Raw genomic sequence first — 19,888 nt, forward strand, 5'->3', positions numbered from 1 at the left:
CAAGAGCACCATGCCTCGCATGGTGCTCTTGCTCTCTGTGCTGTTGGTGTTGTCCGGCTCTGCCGGGGTCTCCGGCTTTGCCGGGCCGGGTGGGTCGGGGTTCGGGTGGCCGGTTGACGGGGGCCGGGTTGTCCGGCGGTTTGATCCGCCGGCGCGGCCCTGGCTGGCCGGGCACCGCGGCGCCGATCTGGCCGCCGCCCCCGGCGCGGTGATCCGGGCCGCGGGCGCGGGCACGATCGTCTTCGCCGGGCAGCTCGCCGGCCGCGGCGTCGTCAGCGTGGCCCACCCCGGCGGCCTGCGCACGACCTACGAGCCGGTGCTGCCCGCGGGCCACCACCCCGGTGACCCCGTCGCGGCCGGGGAGGAGATCGGCACACTGGCGCCCGCCCACCCGGGCTGTCCCGCGCCGGTCTGCCTGCACTGGGGACTGCGCCGCGGCGCGGACTATCTCGACCCGCTCACCCTGCTCGGCCTGGGCCGCGTCCGCCTGCTGCCGCTGTGACCGGCTCAGCGCAGCGACGCCAGCAGGGGTGGCAGGCGCTCCGCCAGCGTCTCGTATTCCTCCGGGCGGTTGTAGACCTGCGCGCTCAGCCGCAGCCAGCCCCGGCCGCCCCAGGCGTTCACCGCCACCTCGGTCGCCAGCTTGTCGCTGATCTGCTGGCGCAGGGCATGCGCCTCCGGCTGCGTCGTGGCCGTGCCGGAGGGCAGCGGCACGATCCGCATCGCGGCCTCGGCCGCGCCGGGCTCCGGCAGCTCGGCCGGCGTCAGCCCGAGTGCCGAGCCGACCACCCGCTGACCGTACGCGGCGAGCGCCGCGTTGTGCGCCCGCACCGACTCCACCCCCAGCGTGCGCAGGGTGAAGAGCCCGGTCGGCGCCGCCAGCCACGCCGAGTAGTCCAGAGTGCCCTGCGACTCCACCGAGAGCGGGAAGCCGGTCTCGTGGTCCCACGACACCACCAGCGGCTCGATCCGGCGGCGCCAGGCCGGCGCCACGGTGAGCAGGGCGGTGCCGCGCGGGGCGAAGGCCCACTTGTGCAGGTTGCCCACCCAGAAATCGGCGCCGAGCCGGTCGACCCGGACGGGCACCATGCCGGGCACGTGCGCGGCGTCCACCAGCACCGGGATGTCGTGCTCCCGGGCCGCGGCGACGATCTCGCGCACCGGCAGCACCTTCGCGGTGGGCGAGGTGATCTGGTCGACGATCACCAGCTTGGTCTTGCCGGGCCGCAACGCCCCGCGCATCCGCGACACCACCTCGGCGTCCGAGGCGTCCAGCGGCAGGGCGACGGTGCGCGCGCTGGCCCCGTCCCGCCGGCACTGCCGCCGCACGGCGATCGCGTTGGCGCCGTAGCCGTGATCGGTGAGCAGCACCTCGTCCCCGGAGGTCAGCCGCACGGACTGGAGCACCAGCGACACCGCGTTGGTGGCATTGGGCACCAGAGCGCTGCCGTCCGGGTCGGCGCCGAGGAAGTGGGCGAGATGCCGTCGGGTATGGACGATCCGGTCGGCGAGCCCCGGCGACGAGAAGAACGCCATCGGGTTGCGCTCGACCTCGTCCCGCAGCCGCTGCTGGGTGCGCTGCACGCCGATCGGCACGGCACCGAAGGAGCCGTGATTGAGATAGGCGGTGGCCGGATCGAGGGAGAAGAGGAGCCGCGCTCCCGGGATGGGCGGGGGCGGATCTCCGGCGCTCACGCCCTGATCGTACGTGGTGCCGGGCCGGGCGGGGGTGGCAGTCGGTCAGGCCCGGGGGTGGGCCTGCCTGAAGGCGGCGCGCAGGCGCTCGGTGGAGACGTGGGTGTAGATCTGGGTGCTCGACAGCGAGGAATGGCCGAGCAGGTCCTGAACCGCGCGCAGGTCGGCGCCGCCGTCCAGCAGGTGCGTGGCCGCCGAATGGCGCAGGTCGTGCGGGCTGGTGTGCGGCAGGCCCGCGGCCTGGGCGGCGGCGGCCACGATCCGCCGCACCACGGTCTGCTGCAGCCGGCCGCCACGCGCACCCAGGAAGAGGGCGTCGCCGCTGGCCGCTCCGGCGAGACCCGGGCGGCCGTGCCGCAGCCAATCGTCGAGCGCCCGCTGGGCGGGGAGGCCGTAGGGGACCACGCGCTCCTTGGCGCCCTTGCCGAAGACGCGGACCACCCGGCGCCCCTCGTCGAGGTCGGCGGTGTCCAGGCCGCAGAGCTCGCTGACCCGTACGCCCGTGGCGTAGAGCAGCTCGAGGACGGCTCGGTCGCGTGCCGCATGGGGGTCGGCCGTGGTGACGACCAGGTCCGCCGCCTGATCGGCGCGCAACACCGACGGCAGGTCGCGGTGTGCCCGTGGGCTGGCCAGCTGCGCGCCGGCATCCGCCGGACAGAGCCCGGACCGGTGCGCCCAAGCGGTGAAGGTGCGGGCCGCGGCCGCGCGCCGAGCCTGCGAGGTACGCGCGGCGCCACCGGTCATCCGCTGCGCCAGCCACCCGCGCAGCACCGTGATGTCCAGGTCGCCGGGGGCGGCACAACCGGCGTCCGCCGCGTGCGCGAGCAGCGAGACGACGTCACCGACATAGGCCCGCACGGTGTGCGCGGAGCGGTTGTCGACCCGCGCGAGATGCACCGCGAAGTCGTCAACCGCGGCGCGCATCGCGGGCGGCAGCGCCTCGTGGACGTCGCGGGTGCTCACTGTTGTTGCTCCACGCCCCTATCATTCCGCCTTTGGGGGTCTCATGGCAGCAGTGCGCGGATGGGCCGGGCTGTGCGGAGCGATCACGCTGACCGCGATGCTGGCGGCATGCTCGGCGTCGCCGGACGCGCCCGATCCCCGGCAGACCACGGCGCCGACGGCCACGAGCGCGGCCCTCGGCGACGCCCCGTCGCCCGCACCCACCACGCCGGCGCCGCCCACGGAGGTCGGCGAGGCCAGCTTCGTGTCGCCGTCCGGAAACATCGGCTGCTACCTGGACAAGTCGGGGGCACGCTGCGACATCATCCGGAAGGACTGGCAGCCCCCACCGGCACCGGCCGACTGCGACCTGGACTGGGGCGCCGGGCTGTCGGTCTCCCGGACGGACGAGGCAAGGTTCACCTGCGCCGGCGACACGGTGCTGGGCGGCAAGGACAAGCTGGCGTACGGCAAGTCTCTGCGCGCCGGGGATTTCACCTGCAGCAGTGATCGAAAAGCGATGCGCTGTGAGAACACCGAGTCCGGCCACGGCTTCACGCTGTCGACCGGGCAGTACAACCTTTTCTGAGCGCTCCCAGGGCGCAGGGCGGCGCATCGGTGCTGGGAGCGGGCCGCTTCCGCATCGATGTGACGGAGGACCACCTGGTGATCAAGTCCTGGAACCGGTTCGGGGCAGCCGACGCCGGGTCCTGAGGTAGCGGGGCGCTCAGGGGCGGGTCAGCCGCACCCGGTCCGCCGGGTGCACCGTCTTGGTGCCGTCGGCGGCCGTGATCACCAGCACCGGCACGCCCTCGCCCAGCCGGAGGGCGCGACGCTCGGCGTCGGTCGGCATGCGGGCGCCCACGGATTCGCCGCGCCCCAGGGTGATGACCTCGGTCGGTTCCGGGACGCGGACGAAGGTCCCGCGGGGGCGGTCGACGGTCACCAGGCCCTCGATGCGCAGCTGACCGATGGCCTGGCGCACGGTGGTGCGGCTGATCCCGTACTCCTGGGCGAGCCGCAGCTCGCTGGGGAGCGGCTCACCCGGAGCGAGCTCGCCCGACGCGATCCGATCGCGCAGCAGATCGGCGAGCTGGCGGAAGACCGCACGGTCGGCCGAAGGATCGATCATGACCTTTACGGTACGTGTCCACGATGCTCCATCCCACTGTACTGACAAACCAACATAGGCACGGAAAAGTGCAGCGGGTACGAGGCGACGGCGGGTGGTCGGCGGTCCGTGGAGGCCCCTGCCGCCGTCTGCCTCTTCCCTGCTGTTGTTACGGGTCGTCCTGCTCCCCGGCGGGGAGACCGGCGGTGCTCGGCCGCACCCAGGAGAGGAACCGCTCGTACAGATCGGGCGGCGGCGCCTCACCATGTGCGGTGAGATCGTTCAGCGCCTCACACAGGAACGACGACATGTAGATCGTCAAGCTCGACGGAAACCGCCGGAACTCGTTGAGCAACTCGTCCTTCGCATGAGCGCACGGCCAGGGTTGGGTACAGGCCAGGCAATCCCACGAGGGCCGGTCGCCGAGATGCTGCGCCTCCTGCCGAACGGTCACCATGAGCGGCCCCGACCTGCCCGGTACGCCTGGGCGGGAGTGAGATCGCCGGCCCGCCCGACCTGGAACAGCTGCACGGTCGGCGCGTCCCACGCGGGTGAGTGAACCTGCCGGCCGCTGCCGGGTTCCGGCTGCGGGCTGACGGGGGCGGGTGGGTTGTCGGTGTTGCTCGGCCGGGCTGCGCCGTGCATCCCGGGTGGCGGTGTGTCGCCGGGCTCGGGGTTGTTGACCGGGTCGGCCGGCCATGGTCCGTCTCTTGCGGCGCCTTCGCTGGGCGGCCAGGGGTCGCCTTTTGCGCTTGTTCGGCTGTGTGGCCAGGGTTCGTCGGGCGGGCTTGGCCGGCTGCTCGGCCATGCCTTGTCGTTGCTGGTTTCGGCTTGGCGCGGGGGCCATGGTGGGTCCTGTGGTGTGGCCCCTGGGGGTGGCCGATTGTGTGCCGTCGCTGCGGGTTCGAGCGTGGGCCATGCTGCGCCTCGCGCCTCGCGGGTTGGCCACGGGCCGTCTCGTGCGATGCCTTCTCCGGGCGTCCGGACCTTGTCCCGCATGAGGGCTGGGCATGGCCGGAGTTCGCTCTGTGCGCCGATTCCGTTCTCCGCACCGAGTCCGTTCTCCGCGCCGGGTTCGCTCGGACAGCGTTCGCAATCGGCTGCGGCGTTTCTCGGCGGCCAGGCTCGGGGTCTCGCGGCGGCTTGGATTGTCGGCCAGGCGGCAGGAATCGTCCAAGGGTTCGGCGGGTCCTTGGTGGTCCGCCAGGCCGCACTGCCGGGGTCGTCGATCATGCCCGCGCTTCGCATGCTGTTCGCACCGGGTCGCCAGGCTGTGCTGTTCGGATGGTCCGTGCCGGCCCACCAGGCTGTGCTGGTCGGATGGTCCGTGCCGGATCGCCAAGCAGCGCTGTACGGATGGTCCGTGCCGGCCCACCAGGCTGTGCTGCTCGGGTCGTCCGGGCCGGCCCACCAGGCCGGCCCGGTGGGGTTGTCGGGTGCGGTATCCGCCGCATTCCATTGGCTGCCGGCGCTGACCTGTCTCGGGACGGCGCCCGGCCGGGTCGCGCGCGTCGGGTCTCGCTCGCTGCCGGCCCTGGTCTGTGTGGAGGCGCCGCCGGGGCTGTTCATGCGTTCGGCGTGCCGCTGGCTGCCGGCTTTGGCCTGTCTGGGGATGGTGCCGGGGTCGGCTGTGCGCGCCGGATCCCGCTCGCTGCCGTTGTTGGTCTGCATCGGGAAGTCGCCGGGGCTGTTCATGCGCTCGGCGTCAGTCAGCCAGGTCTCGCCGCCTGCGTTTCTCGCTGGGTACACCTCGTCGTCCGCATTCACCAGACATCGTGGCCAGCTGGTGGTTTCGCTTGTGTGGCGCGGGCTCCGGCCGTTGGCTCGCCAGGCATCGTCGGTCATGCAGGCCGCGTCCCGCTCCCAGGGTGAGCCGCAGCAACCGGCTGTGCCGCGTGTCGGTGCGCCTGTTCGGCTGGTGGTGTCGACCTCGCCCGTCGGCCAGGCCGCGCTGCTGCGGATCGGCCCGTCGACCGGGTACGCATGGTCGCTCGGCCGCGGTGGATAGTGCGATGGGATGGACGGGGACGAGCTGTTCGGCCAGTCGTGGGCGTCCGTTGCCCCGGTGCCGAACCGACTGGCCGGCGGTGCCGGATCAGGGAATCCGGCCGCCGTCCACCGTGTCTGGTGCCGGCCCCCGGTGGCCGGCGCGGGCTCGGGGCCGAACCGGGACGGTGGGTCGGCCGGGGTGGCCGCGGTCCGGTACGCCGGGAAGGGGAGGCGCGGCGCCGGGACCAGGCGATCCACGCATGGTGCCGGGAGCCCGCACGAGCAGCGGCGCCACAGCGAACGCCAGACGCGTCTGTGGGACGGCTCGTGCGGGACCGGTTCCAGGCGCCGCTTGCGAGGGATAGTCATGCGAACACCGTAGTTGACGAGAGACTAGCTGTCCTTTGCGAAGTTGACCCATGACTAATAGTCATGAGTCTACGGTCGATCATGTGGCAACCAAGCCGATCCGACTGATGGGTGCGCACGAGATCCGGGTCCGCCTCGGCGGGGTCAGCCGGCAGCGTGCCTACCAGATCACCAGCAGGGCGGACTTCCCCGCGCCCGTCGCCGATCTTGCCCAGGGCAAGGTGTGGGCGACCGATGACGTCGAGGCCTGGATGAAGGCCCATCGCCGCGACCTCGACGACACCGAGGCCTGACCTCACCGTCCAGTCCGGACTCATCGCGGTACGGACTTTCCGGTCGGGGCGGCCAGCGTGACACCGTCGTGCCGGCGTACCACCAGGCCGGCCAGCTCCAGCAGCGACAGCCGGCGCAGGACCGTGCGTACGCCCAGCCCCGCCTTCGCCGCCAGCTGCTCCGGTCCGATCGCTCCCCGGCGGGGCATCGCCTCCAGGATCAGCGCCGAGTCCTCGTCCAGGTCGTCCCGGACGTGGCCCCGGCCCCGGGGGATCTCCGCCAGGTACTCGCCGATCCGGCCCACCTCCTCGAGCACCTGCGCCGTGCCCGTCACGACGACCGTCTCGGGATGCCGGCGGAGCAGCTCGTGGCAGCCCACCGACATCGCCGACGTCACCGGGCCCGGCACCACCATCGCCCGCCGGCCCAGCGCGACCGTTCTGCTCAGCGTCTGCACCGCGCCGCTGCGGGCCGCCGCCTCGACGATCACCGTTCCCGTTGTTGCCGCCGCGATGACCCGGTTGCGGATCAGGAACCGGTGCCGCAGCGGCTCCGAGCCCGGCGGCCACTCGCTCATCAGCAGGCCGCTCTCGGCGATCTGCTCGAACAGGGCGGCGTTGCCGGTCGGGTAAGGCCGGTCGACCCCGCACGCCAGCACGGCGACCGTCAGCCCGCCCGCCGTCAGCGCCGCCCGATGCGCCGCCGCGTCGATGCCGAACGCGCCGCCGGACACGACCGTCCACCCGCACTCCGCCAGCCCGAACGCCAGCTCGTTCGTCACGTGCACGCCGTAGGCGGTCGCGGCGCGGGCGCCGACCACTGCCACCGAACGGGCGAACGCCTCGTCCAGCCGCCGCCCGCCCCGGACCCACAGACACAGCGGGGGCCGGACGTCGTGGTTGATCCGGCCGGCGGCGTCGAGTTCGAGCGTGCTCAGCGATTCCACGCCGGTGGGCCACTCCGGGTCGGCGGGGACCACGATCCGGGCGCCGAGGCGGTCCGCCCGCTGGAGTGCGGCCTCGGCCAGGCGTCGGGGGTCGCCGGTGGCCGCCTTGGCGATGACGGCCCCGCGCAGCGTCGGATCGGGGATGTCCCCGCCCAGCAGCCGGTCCAGGGTGGCCGCGGCGCCGTCGGCCCGCACCAGCTGCCAGACGGCCCGGTTGCCCGGCTCGGCGAGCCAGGTCAGCGCCACCCGCGCCATCCGGTCGGGTTGGTCGCCGGGGCGTGCGCCGTTCATGCGACCCACCCGCCGTCGTTATCACCAGGGGGACCCGGCAGGGCGCGAACCACCCACGGCCGCCGCCCCCGTCGCCGGCGCCGCCTCCCCGGCCGCAGCCAGATCACCTTCGCATCCGAACCCTCCGAGGCGTCCGCATCTGCCGGCGGCGAGCTCGAAGACGGCGTCTGCCGGTCATTCCTGGTCTCGTTGATCATGGGCCTCTCCCATCCGTAGTTGTGCCGCCTCGTGGACGTCCGAGCCCGTCGGCCGTTCCCGCCCGTCCAGGTCCGCAATGGACCAGGCCAGCCGCAGGATCCGGTCGAAGCCCCGCGCCGACAGCGCCCCCCGGTCCAGCCCCACCCGCAACGCCGCCGTGTCCCGGGCCGCCAACCGCCACGGCGGCCGCCGCAGGTGCGGCCCCGGCACGTCCGCGTTCACCCGCCATCCCGCCGGGGACCAGCGTTCCGCCGCCGCCGCGCGTGCCTCGGCCACCCGCCGCGCCACCACCGCCGACGGCTCGGCGGGCGCCGTCGCGGTCATCAGCTGGGCCGCGCCCAGCGGCTGGATCCGGATCTGGATGTCGATCCGGTCCAGCAGCGGGCCCGACAGCCGGGCCAGATAACGCCGCCGGGCCGTGGCCGTGCATTCGCAGAACTGGTCGCCGGCCGGGTTTGCGCACGGGCACGGGTTCGCCGCCAGCACCACCTGCACGCGGGCCGGATACTCCGTGTTGCCCCGGGCCCGGGCCAGCAGCACCCGGCCGCTCTCCAGCGGCTGCCGCAGTGCCTGCAGCGTCGCGTTGGCGAATTCCGGCGCCTCGTCCAGGAACAGCACCCCGCGGTGGGCCAGCGAGAGCGCGCCCGGTCTCGCCAGTCCCGAGCCGCCGCCCACCAGCGCCGCCAGGCTCGCGCTGTGGTGCGGAGCCTGGAACGGCGGGCGGCGTACCAGGCCGCCGTCCGGGGGCAGGACGCCGGCGATCGACTGCAGGGCCGTCACTTCCAGCGCCGACGTGTCGTCCAGTTCCGGCAGGATCGACGGCAGGCGTTCGGCCAGCATGGTCTTGCCGGCGCCCGGCGGGCCCATCAGCGCGAGGTGGTGCCCGCCCGCCGCGGCCACCTCGAGGGCGTACCGGCCCAGCTCCTGGCCGGCGACGTCGGCCAGGTCCGGGCCGGCGGCCGGCGGTGGCGGGAGCGCGGGTGGCGGCTCCAGCAGGCTGTCCTCGCCGCGGACGTACGCGACCAGCCGGTGCAGCGAGTCCACCCCGCGCACCGTGATGCCGGGCACCACCGTGGCCTCGCGGGCGTTGCCCAGCGGCACGATCACCCGGCGGATTCCCGCCCGCGCCGCGGCCGCCACCATCGGCAGCACCCCGCGGATCGGCCGGATCGCGCCGTCCAGACCGAGCTCGCCCAGCACCACCACGCCCTCCAACGGCGCGACCGGCAGCTCACCCGCGCCGGCCAGCAGCGCGCACGCGATGGCCACGTCGAAAGCGCTGCCGTGCTTGGGCACCGTGGCCGGTAACAGGTTCACGGTGATCCGCCTGTTCGGCCAGGCCTGGCCCGAGTTGACCACCGCGGCCCGGACCCGGTCGCGGGCCTCGTGCAGCGCCGTGTCCGGCAGGCCGGTGAGCACCACCGCCGGCAGCCCGGGGGACAGGTCGGCCTCCACCTCGACCAGGTGGCCCTCGACGCCGACCAGCCCGACGCACAGCACCCGCGCGTAGCTCATCTAGAACGCCGCCCGGGTGTGCTCGACCACGGTCGCCCCGCGGGGCTGGGGGAGCACCGCCACCACGTCGAAGCGGACCTCGCGGGGGCGTACCGGGGTCTGCTCCAGCCAGCGCGCCGCCAGCCGGCGCAGGCGGCGGACCTTGGCCGGGCGGATCGCCTCGGCCGGCGTGCCGAAGCGGTCGCCGCGGCGGGTCTTCACCTCGCAGAACACCACGTCGTCGCCGTCGCGCAGGATCAGGTCGATCTCGCCCTCCGCGCACCGCCAGTTGCGGGCGAGCACCACCAGACCCTGGTCGCACAGGTGTCGCTCGGCCAGTCGTTCGCCGTACGCGCCGACCGCCCTTCGCTGCGTCGTCATGCCGGCCACCGTCGCGCCTCCGGGGCTCGTCCGGGGCGCAGGCTGTGGACGGAGCGCGATTGTGGATAACCGCAGCGTCATGGTGAGTAGCTGATACGGGCTCAGCGGTGGCATCCCGACCCCGAGTCACCTACGGTGCGAAATCGTGGAAGGACATCGCCGGTACGCCGAAGAGCCGGAACCCAGCTGGTACACCGGACAGCGAGCGCCCGACGCCCCGACGTCGTACGCAGCTCCGGCGCCGGGTGCCAACCCCTACGACTCGGCGGTGCACGAGCGCCCGAGTGGCGCGTTCCGGCTGCCGGACCAGCGCAGCGCGGACCCCTACTCGGCCCCGCCGTCCGGTTACGCGTCACCCGATCCGGTGACCACCTCCGGCAGCCACGCCCTGTCGTCCGCCGACTCCGGCTCGATCCGGATCCCGGTCCGCGGCCCGGAGTATCCGGCGGTCCGGCCGAGCGGCGCCGCCGAGCCCGCCGTCTCCACGGTCACCACGACCACGACGTACGGCTCCGGGGTGGCCGGCCTCCCGCCGGAGCCGCCGGGTGCCGGCTACAACGACCCCCCCGGCATGGTCCCGCTGGCCGGCGGCCGGTCCGGCGCCGACGCGGTCTACCGGTCCGGCCGTCCGGTTTCCGCCGTGCTCTTCGCGGTTGTCACCGTCGTCCTTTTCATCCCGGCGGTGCTGCTGCTGATCCAGGCCGTCTTCGTCGACGATCTGACAGCCCGCGGCGTGGTGCCCGCGGTGCTGCTCACCCTCGGGCTGCCGCTCACCGGCTTCGGGCTGTACTCGCTCGCCGGTGCCGGCCGTACCGGGGCACGCGACGCCTGGTTGCGCCCGCCGCTGGCGTACCTCCCGATCGGTCTTGTCCTGCTGCTGGCCGCCGGCCTGGGTGTCGCGTAAGCGACCGGCCGGCACCGGCCCGGGGAGCGCGCAAAGCGACAAACGCCCCAGAACCCGGCGGGCGACCGCCCGGAAGCGGGCGGCGCCGGGAACGGCGTATGCTGGGTTCCGGCGACCGCCTCGTGCGGTCGACCTCGCGCGCCCTCTGCACGAGCCATGGTTGATCCCTTGTCGGCAGCACCCTGCCGGCCGGAATCATGAGCAGTCAGCGACGGCCCTCCCTGGTCCCGATCTTCTTCGGGCCCCACCTGGGCCGGCGACCGGGCGCCAGGACGCCCACCGCCGGTGAGCGTGACAACCAGGGAATAACAGGGAGCAATTCACCATGGCCGTCGTGACCATGCGTCAGCTGCTGGAGAGCGGTGTCCACTTCGGGCACCAGACCCGGCGCTGGAACCCGAAGATGAAGCGCTTCATCTTCACCGAGCGCAACGGTATCTACATCATCGACCTGCGCCAGACCCTCGAGTACATCGAGAAGGCCTACGCGTACGTCCGGGACACCGTCGCCGAGGGTGGCCACATCCTCTTCGTCGGCACCAAGAAGCAGGCTCAGGAAGCGATCGCGGAGCACGCCACCCGCGTCGGCCAGCCGTACGTCAACCACCGCTGGCTCGGTGGCATGCTGACCAACTTCCAGACGGTGTACAAGCGGCTCCAGCGCATGAAGGAGCTCGAGGCGATCGGTGACCTGACGGGCACCGCCGCCGGCTACACCAAGAAGGAGACCCTGCAGCTGTTCCGTGAGCAGACCAAGCTCACCAAGACCCTCGGCGGTCTGCGGGACATGACGAAGGTGCCGTCGGCGATCTGGGTCGTCGACACCAAGAAGGAGCACATCGCCGTCGACGAGGCCCGCAAGCTGGGCATCCCGGTCATCGCGGTGCTGGACACCAACTGTGACCCCGACGAGGTCGACTTCCCGATCCCGGGCAACGACGACGCGATCCGCTCGGCCGAGCTGCTGACCAAGGTCATCGCCGCCGCCGTCGCGGACGGTCTGATCAAGCGCTCCGGCCGCAACCGCGGCAACGCCGACGACAAGCCCGAGCCGGGCACCGTCGCCGCCGGCGAGCCGCTGCCCGAGTGGGAGCGCGACCTCTACGAGGGCGCCGACAAGAAGGCGACCGACGCCGAGCCCGCCGCTGCTGCTGCTCCGGCCGCTGCTGCCGCTCCGGCCGCCGCCGAGCCGGCCGCCGAGAAGCCCGCCGAGGCCCCGGCCGCCGAGGCCAAGGCCGCCGAGCCCGTCGCCGCCGCCGCCGAGTAACAAGCGGAGCACCAACCCGAAGGAAGCCGGCCGCCGCTCGCGGCGGCCGGCCCCCGGAAGACCCCGGACCTCAAGCATCGAGAGAGAGTCATGGCCAACTACACCGCCGCGGACGTGAAGAAGCTCCGCGACCTCACCGGCGCCGGCATGATGGACTGCAAGAAGGCGCTCGACGAGTCGGACGGTGACTTCGACCAGGCCGTCGAGTTCCTGCGCATCAAGGGTGCGAAGGACGTCGGCAAGCGGGCCGGCCGGACCGCCGCCAACGGCATCGTCGCCCACTCCGGCAAGGCGCTGCTCGAGCTCAACTGCGAGACCGACTTCGTCGCCAAGACCCCCGACTTCGTCGCGCTGGGCCAGACCCTGGTGGAGCACGGCGAGCAGGCCAAGCTGGCCGACGCCGCCGCGCTGCTGGCCGCCACGCTCGCCGACGGCCGCGCCGTCGCCGACGTGATCCAGGAATTCTCCGCCAAGATCGGCGAGAAGATCGTGCTGAACCGCTTCGCCATCCTCGACGGCACCGTCGCGGTCTACCTGCACCGCAAGGCGCAGGACCTGCCGCCGCAGGTCGGCGTGCTGGTCGAGTACACGGGCAAGACCGACGAGGCCGGCGACGACGACGCCCGCGCGATCGGCATGCAGATCGCCGCCATGCGGCCGAAGTACCTCACCCGCGACGAGGTGCCCGCCGAGACCGTCGAGTCGGAGCGCCGCATCGCCGAGCAGACCGCGCGCGAGGAGGGCAAGCCCGAGCAGGCGCTGTCCAAGATCGTCGAAGGCCGGGTGAACTCCTTCTTCAAGGACTTCGTCCTGCTGGAGCAGCCGTCGGTCACCGACAACAAGAAGACCGTCAAGCAGGTCGCCGCCGATTCCGGCATCGAGGTCACCCGCTTCGTCCGGTTCGAGGTCGGCCAGGAGTAATCCAGGCAAATCAGCGCACTGCGCGGGAGGCCGGGACGCGACACAGCGCCCGGCCTCCCCGTCACATAGGGTCTCGGGTTAGCGAAGGAAAGGGCGGACCGGCATGACGATGGTGACCGAGCAGACTGTCGTAATGGACGAGGTCGCGACGTCCCGGGCCGAGCGGCCCCGGCGGGTGGTGCTGAAGCTCTCCGGCGAGGTCTTCGGCGGCGGTGCGGTCGGTGTCGACCCCGACGTCGTGCAGGGCATCGCCCGGCAGATCGCCACGGCCACCCGGCGCGGCGTGCAGATCGCGGTTGTCGTCGGTGGCGGCAACTTCTTCCGCGGCGCCGAGCTGCAGAAGCGCGGCATGGACCGGAACCGCGCCGACTACATGGGCATGCTGGGCACGGTCATGAACTGCCTGGCCCTGCAGGACTTCCTGGAGAAGGAGGGCATCGAGACGCGGGTGCAGACCGCGATCACGATGGCCCAGGTCGCGGAGCCGTACATCCCGCTGCGCGCGATCCGGCACCTCGAGAAGGGCCGCGTCGTGATCTTCGGCGCCGGCGCCGGGATGCCGTACTTCTCCACCGACACGGTCACCGCGCAGCGCGCGCTGGAGATCCACGCCGACCTCGTGCTGATGAGCAAGAACGGCGTCGACGGCGTCTACACCGCGGACCCGCGCACCGACCCGGACGCTCGCAAGATCGACCACATCACCTTCGCCAGCGTGCTCCAGCAGGGCCTGCGCGTCGCCGACCAGGCCGCGTTCAGCCTCTGCGAGGAGAACGGCCTGCCGATGCTCGTCTTCGGCGCCCAGGGCGACGACACGATCGTCCGGGCCGTCAGCGGCGAGAAGATCGGCACCCTGATCACCACGTGATCCCGCGCTTACCCCACACTTTCGCAACAACCAGGAGAAACAAGGAGGCGACGGAGCGGTGATCGACGAGACCCTCTTCGAGGCCGAAGAGAAGATGGAGAGCGCGGTCGAGCACGCCAAGGAGGAGTTCGCCGCGATCCGTACGGGCCGTGCCACGCCGGCGATGTTCTCCAAGATCGTCGTCGACTACTACGGTGCGCTCACCCCGATCACCCAGATGGCCTCGGTCGGTGTGCCGGAGCCGCGCATGGTGATCGTGAAGCCGTACGACGCGTCCCAGCTGGGCCCGATCGAGCGGGCGATCCGCGACTCGGACCTCGGGGTCAACCCCAACAACGAGGGTACGCAGCTGCGCATCAACCTGCCGCAGATGACCGAGGAGCGGCGCCGCGAGATGATCAAGGTGGCCCGGCACAAGGCCGAGGAGGGGCGCGTGGCGATCCGCAACGTGCGCCGCAAGGCCAAGGAGCAGCTGGACCGGCTGGTCAAGGACGGCGAGGCCGGCGAGGACGACGGCCGCCGCGCCGAGAAGGAGCTCGACGACGTCACGCACCGCTATGTCGGAGTGGTCGACGAGCTCGTCAAGCACAAGGAAGCAGAGCTGCTCGAGGTCTGATGTCGTACCTCGAGCCCCGCGGTGGGCAGACCCCTTCCGGTGGCCGGGCGTCCGGGCAACCCGACGTCCCGGCCCCGTACGGCCTCGACGTGCCCGCCGAGGAGCCGGACCCGTACGCGGCGCACCGCCGGCAGGCCGCCCAGCAGGCGGCCGAGACCGGCCCGGTGTGGAACGCCTTCACGCCCGGACCGCCGCCCGCCCCGCCGTCCTGGGATCCGCCGGTGGCAGCCACCTCGACCTCCCAGGCGGAATGGGAGCTGACCGCGGCCGAAGCGGAGGGATCGCGTGGGCCGGGTAGGCGCCGGGCCGGACGCGACGGGAAGCCACCGGTGAAGCCGGCCGGCCGGGCGGGCCGCAACCTGCCCGCCGCCATCGCGGTCGGCGTCAGCATGATCCTGGTCGTCCTGGCCTCGCTGTTCGTCTGGAAGCAGGCCTTCCTCGGGGTGATCGCCCTGGCCACCGGGCTGGGCATCTGGGAGATGGTCCGGGCGCTCAAGGTCACCGGCGCCCGCCCGCCGCTGCTCCCGCTGGTCGCCGGCGGCGTGCTGATGACCGGGCTGGCCTGGTACGGCAGCACCGACGCGCTGATCCTCGGCCTGTTGGTCACCGTCGCGGCGACTCTGCTGTGGCGGCTGGCCGACGGTGTCACGGGTCTCACCAGGGATCTGGCGGCCACCGCGCTCATCGCCGTGTACGTGCCGTTCCTGCTCAGCTTCGGAGTGTTGCTGGCCAAGCCCGACGACGGCGACTACCGGGTGCTCATCACCCTGCTCGCGGTGGTGCTCTCGGACACCGGTGGCTACGCGGCCGGCGTGTTCTTCGGCAAGCACCCGATGGCCCCCACGATCAGCCCCAAGAAGTCCTGGGAGGGCTTCGCCGGCTCGGTCACCGCGGCGGCCGTCGGCAGCTCACTGCTGGCGTACTTCCTGCTCGACGTCCCGTTCCACTGGGGTCTGCTGTTCGGCGCCGCGATCTCGGTGGTCGCCGTGCTGGGCGATCTGGCGGAGTCGATGCTCAAGCGCGACATCGGCATCAAGGACATGAGCAACCTGCTGCCCGGCCACGGCGGGCTGATGGACCGGCTGGACTCGATCCTGTTCGCGGTGCCGACGGCGTTCCTGCTGCTCTCACTCATCGCGCCGCCGGGGTAGGCATGTGCGCGCGACGTGGGAGACTGGTTACGCCATGACGATTCTTCCGGTCATCCCGACCAGCCCCGAAACCCCCGACGCGGTGTTCACCCGTCGTCGCCCCGCGATGCCGCCGCGCCACCTCGCAGACCTGGACCTGGCCGGCCGCCGCGCGGCCGTCGCCGAGCTCGGTGAGCCCGCGTTCCGCGCTCAGCAGCTGTCCACCCACTACTTCGGGCGGCTGGTGCGTGACCCCGCCGCGATGACCGACCTGCCCGCGGCGTCGCGCGCCAAGCTCGCCGGCGACCTGCTGCCCACGCTGCTCACCCCGCAGCGGGAGATGGCCTGCGACGACGGCGCCACCCGCAAGACGCTCTGGAAACTGCACGACAACGCGCTGGTCGAGAGCGTCCTGATGGGCTACCCCGACCGGATCACCGCGTGCGTGTCCAGCCAGGCCGGCTGCGGCATGGCCTGCCCGTTCTGCGCCACCGGCCAGGCCGGCCTCACCCGCAACCTGTCCACCGCCGAGATCGTCGACCAGGTCGTCTATCTGGCGGGCGTCGCGGCGTCCGGCGCGGTCACCGGTTCCCCGCCGCGGCTGTCCCGGGTCGTGTTCATGGGCATGGGCGAACCGCTGGCCAACTACCCCCGGGTGATCGCGGCCGTGCGCCGGCTGGTCGCCCCCGCACCGGAGGGCCTGGGGCTCTCACAACGGCACATCACGGTCTCCACCGTGGGCCTGGTGCCCGCAATGCGGCGATTGATCGCCGAAGAGCTGTCCGTGACTCTTGCGCTGTCCCTGCACGCCCCCGATGATGATCTGCGCGATGAGCTTGTGCCCGTCAACCAGCGTTGGAAGGTGGCCGAGGTGCTTGATGCCGCGTTCGACTACGCGGCGCAGACCGGTCGTCGGATCTCCATCGAATACGCCCTGATCAGGGACGTAAACGATCAGCCCTGGCGTGCCGACCTGCTCGGCAGGCTGCTGCACGGCAAGCTGGCGCATGTGAATCTCATCCCGCTCAACCCGACGCCGGGCAGCAAGTGGGACGCCAGCCCCAAGCCGGTCGAGCGGGAGTTCGTCCGCCGGCTGCGCGAGGCGGGCGTGGCGACCACGGTCCGAGACACCCGGGGGCGGGAGATCGATGGTGCATGCGGCCAATTGGCCGCAAGCGAGCTGACGGTGGTGGACGCTGGGGGCGCCGTCGCCGACGCGGAGGTGGCACGATGACGGGGCTCAGTTCCCTGCGGACGCTGATTTGGGAGACGTTGTGACGAGTCAGGGACAGCGTTTCCGGCGGCGCGCGCTGCGCCGCGGTTACAAGGTCGACGAGGTCGACGCTTTCCTGGACCGGGTCGAGGCGACCCTGGCCGGTGAGCAGTCCGGCGCGCCCGTCGGTGCCCAGGAGGTGCACGACGTCGTCTTCCGCGTGCGCTTCGGCGGCTACGACGAGTGGCAGGTCGACCTGCACCTGGACCGGGTGGAGCGGCAGCTCGCCGAGTTCGAGGACCGCGGTGGCCGGTCCGCCGACCCGCGGATGACCCCGGACCGGATGCAGCCCGAGCCGATGCGCGGCGGCATGCAGGGCGACCGGATGAGCCAGGCGCTGGGCCGGTCCGCGCCGCCGACCGAGCGGCTGCCCGCCCCGGTCCGCGACGACCGGCAGTACGCGCGCGAGGACCAGTACGGCCGCGACGACCAGTACGCCCAGTTCGGCCGCGAGGACCCGTACGGCCGCGACGACCGGATGCAGCCGCAGCAGCTCCCGCAGCGCCCCCAGATGCCCGCTCCGGACCCGTACGGCCGCTACGACGAGCCCACCGGCTACGGCCAGCAGCCGCAGCAGCAGCGTCCCCCGGCCCCCTCCGGCTACGACACGGGCAGCTACGACGGCTTCGAGCCGGGCCGGCACGGCAAGACCGACATGACGGCCGAGATCCGGATGCCCGAGCGGGACCGCGGCGGCTTCGGCGGCCCGTCCCCGATGAGCGCGCCCCCGATGAGCGGCCCGCCCATGGGTGGCCCGCCGATGGGTGGCGGCCAGGGCGGCAGCCCGGAGCTGTACAGGGTGGACCAGCTGCGCCGCACGTTCCAGCCGCGCCGCTTCGGCAGCGGCTACGACCCGGTGCAGGTGGACCGGCTGTTCGAGAGCATCCTGCAGGCGATGACCGGCCGCGGCCCGATGCCCGTGCCCGAGAACGAGCTCGACACGCTGCAGTTCGGGCTGGTTCCGGGTGGATACTTCGAGGCCGAGGTCGACGCCGCCCTGCGCGAGGTCAAGGACATCCTGCTGCGCATGCGCTGAGCGCGTACGGAAAAGGCCCGCTCCCGGCCGGGAGCGGGCCTCTCTGCGTGCGCCTACTGGTCGTTGGGCTTGAGGCCGTTGCGCCGCAGCACGACGTCGGCCAGCACCCAGCCGACCAGCAGCAGCGCGGTGCCGATGAGCCAGACGTTCTCGGTGTTGCCCTCGTGGTTGCCGAGGAGCATGGCCAGCAGGATCACGGCGGTGCCGATGGCGCCGATCCGGGCCCACTTGCGGTTGCCCGGCTTGAGCTGGTCGGGGGCGTAAACCGGCTCTTCTGCCACGACTCGGACCTCCTGCGACGATGGTGATGACAACCCGATCAGTTTCGCACGGCGGCTCCGCGCGCGGCCCACCAACCCGGACCCGGTACCTTCGATGCCGTCGGATATCTGGTGGACCGAGGGAGCTGAACGGTGCGGATCACGGGCACTGGCCACGCGAGCATGCGGATCGACACGGCCGCGGGCAGCATTCTGTGCGACCCGTGGGTCAACCCGGCGTATTTCGCGTCGTGGTTCCCGTTCCCGGACAACTCCCAGCTGGACTGGGAGACGCTCGGGAACGTCGACTACCTCTACGTCTCCCACCTGCACCGCGACCACTTCGACGCGGCGCACCTGAAGCGCTTCGTCAGCAAGAAGGCGACGGTGCTGCTGCCGGAATACCCGACCAGCCAGCTCGAGGACGAGCTGCGCGCGCTCGGCTTCACCAGCTTCCTCAAGACCAAGAGCAACGAGGTGCACGAGCTCGACGGCGGCCTCAAGGTGATGATCCAGGCGCTGATCAGCCCCACCGACGGCCCGATCGGCGACTCGTCGCTGTGGCTGGAGCACGACGGCGTCCGGGTGCTCAACCAGAACGACGCCCGCCCGACGGACCTGACCGTCTTCGCCGAGCTGGGCCACGTGCACGCGCACATGCTGCAGTTCTCCGGCGCGATCTGGTACCCGATGGTCTACGAGCTGCCGCAGGCGGCCAAGACGGCGTTCGGCAAGCAGAAGCGCGACCGCCAGTTCGACCGCACCTGGCGCTACATCGACGACCTGAAGGCCGACCACGTCTTCCCGATCGCCGGCCCGCCGTGCTTCCTGGACGACGACCTGTGGCAGTTCAACGACATCCACGGCGACGAGGGCAACATCTTCCCCGACCAGTCGGTCTTCCTGAGCGAATACGCGAAGGTCGGCGGCACCAACGCGGTCGTGCTGCTCCCCGGCAGCGTGTCCACGCTCTCGGCGGAGGCGATCGACACCACCCACCCCACGCCGGTCGACGAGTACTTCGCGAACAAGAAGGCCCACCTCGAGGAGATGCGCGAGCGCAAGGCGCCGATCATCGCGGCCGAGAAGGCCTCCTGGCGGCACCCGGAGATCGACGTGCTGGGCGAGCTGAAGAAGCGCATCGAACCCCTGCTCGAAGAATCGATCTACCTGGCCCAGGGCGTCGGCGGCCCGGTCCGCTTCGACCTGCTCTCCTACGAGGGCGAATCCGTCGAGTCGATCGTGGTCGACTTCCCGGGCAAGCAGGTCCGCCCGTACGCCGACGAGAAGGTCCGCTACCGCTTCAAAACCCAGCGCGAACTGATCGAACACCTCATCTACATCGACGAGGGTGACTGGGTAAACTCGCTGTTCCTGAGCTGCCGCTTCTCCGCGGCCCGGATCGGCCAGTACAACGAGTTCGTCTACGCGTTCTTCAAGTGCCTGTCCGAGGAACGCCTGCAGTACGCCGAAGGCTGGTACGACGAGCACGAGAAGTCGGTCGACGCCGAGGACACCGAACTGGGCGGCTGGACGGTGCAGCGCCGATGCCCGCACCTGAAGGCAGACCTGAGCCGCTTCGGCATCGTGGACGGGAATGTCCTGACCTGCCAGCTGCACGGCTGGAAGTTCGACCTGCCGACGGGTAAGTGCCTTACCAGCGTCGGCCACAAGATCCGCGCGGAGAAGACGGCTTCTTAGGATCAAGATCTAATTCTTGTCGTGCCTGGTTGCATGGTGCTGACCGTCGCTCCCGCCGATTGCAGGCTGGTTGCATGGTCATCCGGCTCGCTGCCGGGTGGTTGCAGGGTGGGCTTGGGGGCGGGGGGGGGCCCCCCCCCCCCCCCCGCGGGGCCCCCCCCCCCGGGGCCCCCCCCCCCCCCCCCCGGTTTTGTGGGCCCCCCCGCCACAACCCCCGCAACCT

At 72.0% G+C, this 19,888-nt stretch carries 21 protein-coding genes; 13 read left to right on the top strand and 8 right to left on the bottom strand.

Annotation, left to right across the window (positions count from 1 at the left end; genetic code table 11):
- Window positions 1-19 precede the first annotated feature (19 nt).
- Window positions 20-502 (top strand): murein hydrolase activator EnvC family protein, encoded by a 483-nt coding sequence (locus ACIBQZ_RS41350; RefSeq protein WP_396094429.1) that lies wholly within the window; start codon window positions 20-22, stop codon window positions 500-502.
- Window positions 503-507: 5 nt separating this feature from the next.
- Here ACIBQZ_RS41350 and ACIBQZ_RS41355 read toward each other — a convergent pair whose 3' ends face one another.
- Together ACIBQZ_RS41355 and ACIBQZ_RS41360 are read right to left on the bottom strand one after the other, a co-directional pair.
- On the bottom strand, window positions 508-1,695 hold the full coding sequence (locus ACIBQZ_RS41355) for an aminotransferase class V-fold PLP-dependent enzyme (RefSeq protein WP_396094430.1): 1,188 nt from the start codon (window positions 1,693-1,695) through the stop codon (window positions 508-510).
- Window positions 1,696-1,740: 45 nt separating this feature from the next.
- Window positions 1,741-2,619, bottom strand: a complete 879-nt coding sequence (locus ACIBQZ_RS41360) for a tyrosine recombinase XerC (protein WP_396094455.1) — start codon at window positions 2,617-2,619, stop codon at window positions 1,741-1,743.
- 82 nt (window positions 2,620-2,701) lie between these two features.
- Here ACIBQZ_RS41360 and ACIBQZ_RS41365 point away from each other — a divergent pair, with 82 nt between their 5' ends.
- On the top strand, window positions 2,702-3,226 hold the full coding sequence (locus ACIBQZ_RS41365) for a DUF6636 domain-containing protein (RefSeq protein ID WP_396094431.1): 525 nt from the start codon (window positions 2,702-2,704) through the stop codon (window positions 3,224-3,226).
- A gap of 138 nt (window positions 3,227-3,364) precedes the next feature.
- On the opposite strand, the gene ACIBQZ_RS41370 is transcribed toward ACIBQZ_RS41365, so the two are convergent.
- Window positions 3,365-3,769, bottom strand: a complete 405-nt coding sequence (locus tag ACIBQZ_RS41370; protein WP_396094432.1) for a GntR family transcriptional regulator — start codon at window positions 3,767-3,769, stop codon at window positions 3,365-3,367.
- 148 nt (window positions 3,770-3,917) lie between these two features.
- The gene (locus ACIBQZ_RS41375; RefSeq protein ID WP_396094433.1) at window positions 3,918-4,205 is read right to left on the bottom strand and encodes a hypothetical protein; all 288 of its coding nucleotides are present in this window, start codon (window positions 4,203-4,205) and stop codon (window positions 3,918-3,920) included.
- Between the two features lie 735 nt (window positions 4,206-4,940).
- On the opposite strand from ACIBQZ_RS41375, the gene ACIBQZ_RS41380 reads away from it, so the two are divergent.
- Both ACIBQZ_RS41380 and ACIBQZ_RS41385 read left to right on the top strand, forming a co-directional pair.
- Window positions 4,941-5,756, top strand: a complete 816-nt coding sequence (locus ACIBQZ_RS41380; protein WP_396094434.1) for a hypothetical protein — start codon at window positions 4,941-4,943, stop codon at window positions 5,754-5,756.
- 457 nt (window positions 5,757-6,213) lie between these two features.
- Complete coding sequence (locus ACIBQZ_RS41385; protein WP_396094456.1) at window positions 6,214-6,399, top strand: DNA-binding protein; 186 nt, start codon at window positions 6,214-6,216, stop codon at window positions 6,397-6,399.
- A 20-nt stretch (window positions 6,400-6,419) separates the two neighbouring features.
- Here the strand turns inward: ACIBQZ_RS41385 and dprA are convergent, their stop codons facing one another.
- From dprA to ACIBQZ_RS41400, 3 genes are all read right to left on the bottom strand, one after another.
- Window positions 6,420-7,616, bottom strand: a complete 1,197-nt coding sequence (gene dprA / locus ACIBQZ_RS41390; RefSeq protein ID WP_396094435.1) for a DNA-processing protein DprA — start codon at window positions 7,614-7,616, stop codon at window positions 6,420-6,422.
- Between the two features lie 174 nt (window positions 7,617-7,790).
- The gene (locus ACIBQZ_RS41395; RefSeq protein WP_396094436.1) at window positions 7,791-9,329 is read right to left on the bottom strand and encodes a YifB family Mg chelatase-like AAA ATPase; all 1,539 of its coding nucleotides are present in this window, start codon (window positions 9,327-9,329) and stop codon (window positions 7,791-7,793) included.
- Entirely contained in the window at window positions 9,330-9,689 is a 360-nt protein-coding gene (locus tag ACIBQZ_RS41400; protein WP_396094437.1) for a YraN family protein, read from the bottom strand.
- 145 nt (window positions 9,690-9,834) lie between these two features.
- Between ACIBQZ_RS41400 and ACIBQZ_RS41405 the strand changes: the two genes are divergently transcribed.
- From ACIBQZ_RS41405 to ACIBQZ_RS41440, 8 genes are all read left to right on the top strand, one after another.
- Window positions 9,835-10,593, top strand: a complete 759-nt coding sequence (locus tag ACIBQZ_RS41405) for a hypothetical protein (protein WP_396094438.1) — start codon at window positions 9,835-9,837, stop codon at window positions 10,591-10,593.
- Window positions 10,594-10,918: 325 nt separating this feature from the next.
- The gene (rpsB, locus tag ACIBQZ_RS41410) at window positions 10,919-11,860 is read left to right on the top strand and encodes a 30S ribosomal protein S2 (protein ID WP_396094439.1); all 942 of its coding nucleotides are present in this window, start codon (window positions 10,919-10,921) and stop codon (window positions 11,858-11,860) included.
- Window positions 11,861-11,950: 90 nt separating this feature from the next.
- Window positions 11,951-12,781, top strand: a complete 831-nt coding sequence (tsf, locus tag ACIBQZ_RS41415) for a translation elongation factor Ts (RefSeq protein ID WP_396094440.1) — start codon at window positions 11,951-11,953, stop codon at window positions 12,779-12,781.
- A gap of 133 nt (window positions 12,782-12,914) precedes the next feature.
- Window positions 12,915-13,649, top strand: a complete 735-nt coding sequence (gene pyrH, locus ACIBQZ_RS41420) for a UMP kinase (RefSeq protein WP_396094441.1) — start codon at window positions 12,915-12,917, stop codon at window positions 13,647-13,649.
- A 58-nt stretch (window positions 13,650-13,707) separates the two neighbouring features.
- A complete protein-coding gene (frr, locus tag ACIBQZ_RS41425) occupies window positions 13,708-14,265 on the top strand; it encodes a ribosome recycling factor (protein WP_396094442.1) in 558 nt (185 codons plus the stop codon).
- The gene (locus ACIBQZ_RS41430; protein WP_396094443.1) at window positions 14,265-15,416 is read left to right on the top strand and encodes a phosphatidate cytidylyltransferase; all 1,152 of its coding nucleotides are present in this window, start codon (window positions 14,265-14,267) and stop codon (window positions 15,414-15,416) included. The genes frr and ACIBQZ_RS41430 overlap by 1 nt, the downstream gene beginning before the upstream one ends.
- Before the next feature lie 34 nt (window positions 15,417-15,450).
- A complete protein-coding gene (rlmN, locus tag ACIBQZ_RS41435) occupies window positions 15,451-16,629 on the top strand; it encodes a 23S rRNA (adenine(2503)-C(2))-methyltransferase RlmN (protein ID WP_396094444.1) in 1,179 nt (392 codons plus the stop codon).
- A gap of 40 nt (window positions 16,630-16,669) precedes the next feature.
- Complete coding sequence (locus ACIBQZ_RS41440) at window positions 16,670-17,704, top strand: DivIVA domain-containing protein (protein WP_396094445.1); 1,035 nt, start codon at window positions 16,670-16,672, stop codon at window positions 17,702-17,704.
- 53 nt (window positions 17,705-17,757) lie between these two features.
- On the opposite strand, the gene ACIBQZ_RS41445 is transcribed toward ACIBQZ_RS41440, so the two are convergent.
- Complete coding sequence (locus ACIBQZ_RS41445) at window positions 17,758-17,985, bottom strand: DUF2631 domain-containing protein (protein ID WP_396094446.1); 228 nt, start codon at window positions 17,983-17,985, stop codon at window positions 17,758-17,760.
- Between the two features lie 138 nt (window positions 17,986-18,123).
- Here ACIBQZ_RS41445 and ACIBQZ_RS41450 point away from each other — a divergent pair, with 138 nt between their 5' ends.
- Complete coding sequence (locus ACIBQZ_RS41450; RefSeq protein WP_396094457.1) at window positions 18,124-19,665, top strand: Rieske 2Fe-2S domain-containing protein; 1,542 nt, start codon at window positions 18,124-18,126, stop codon at window positions 19,663-19,665.
- The last annotated feature ends 223 nt before the right edge of the window (window positions 19,666-19,888 follow it).

This window comes from Actinoplanes sp. NPDC049599, assembly GCF_044465625.1.
Lineage (GTDB): Bacteria > Actinomycetota > Actinomycetes > Mycobacteriales > Micromonosporaceae > Actinoplanes.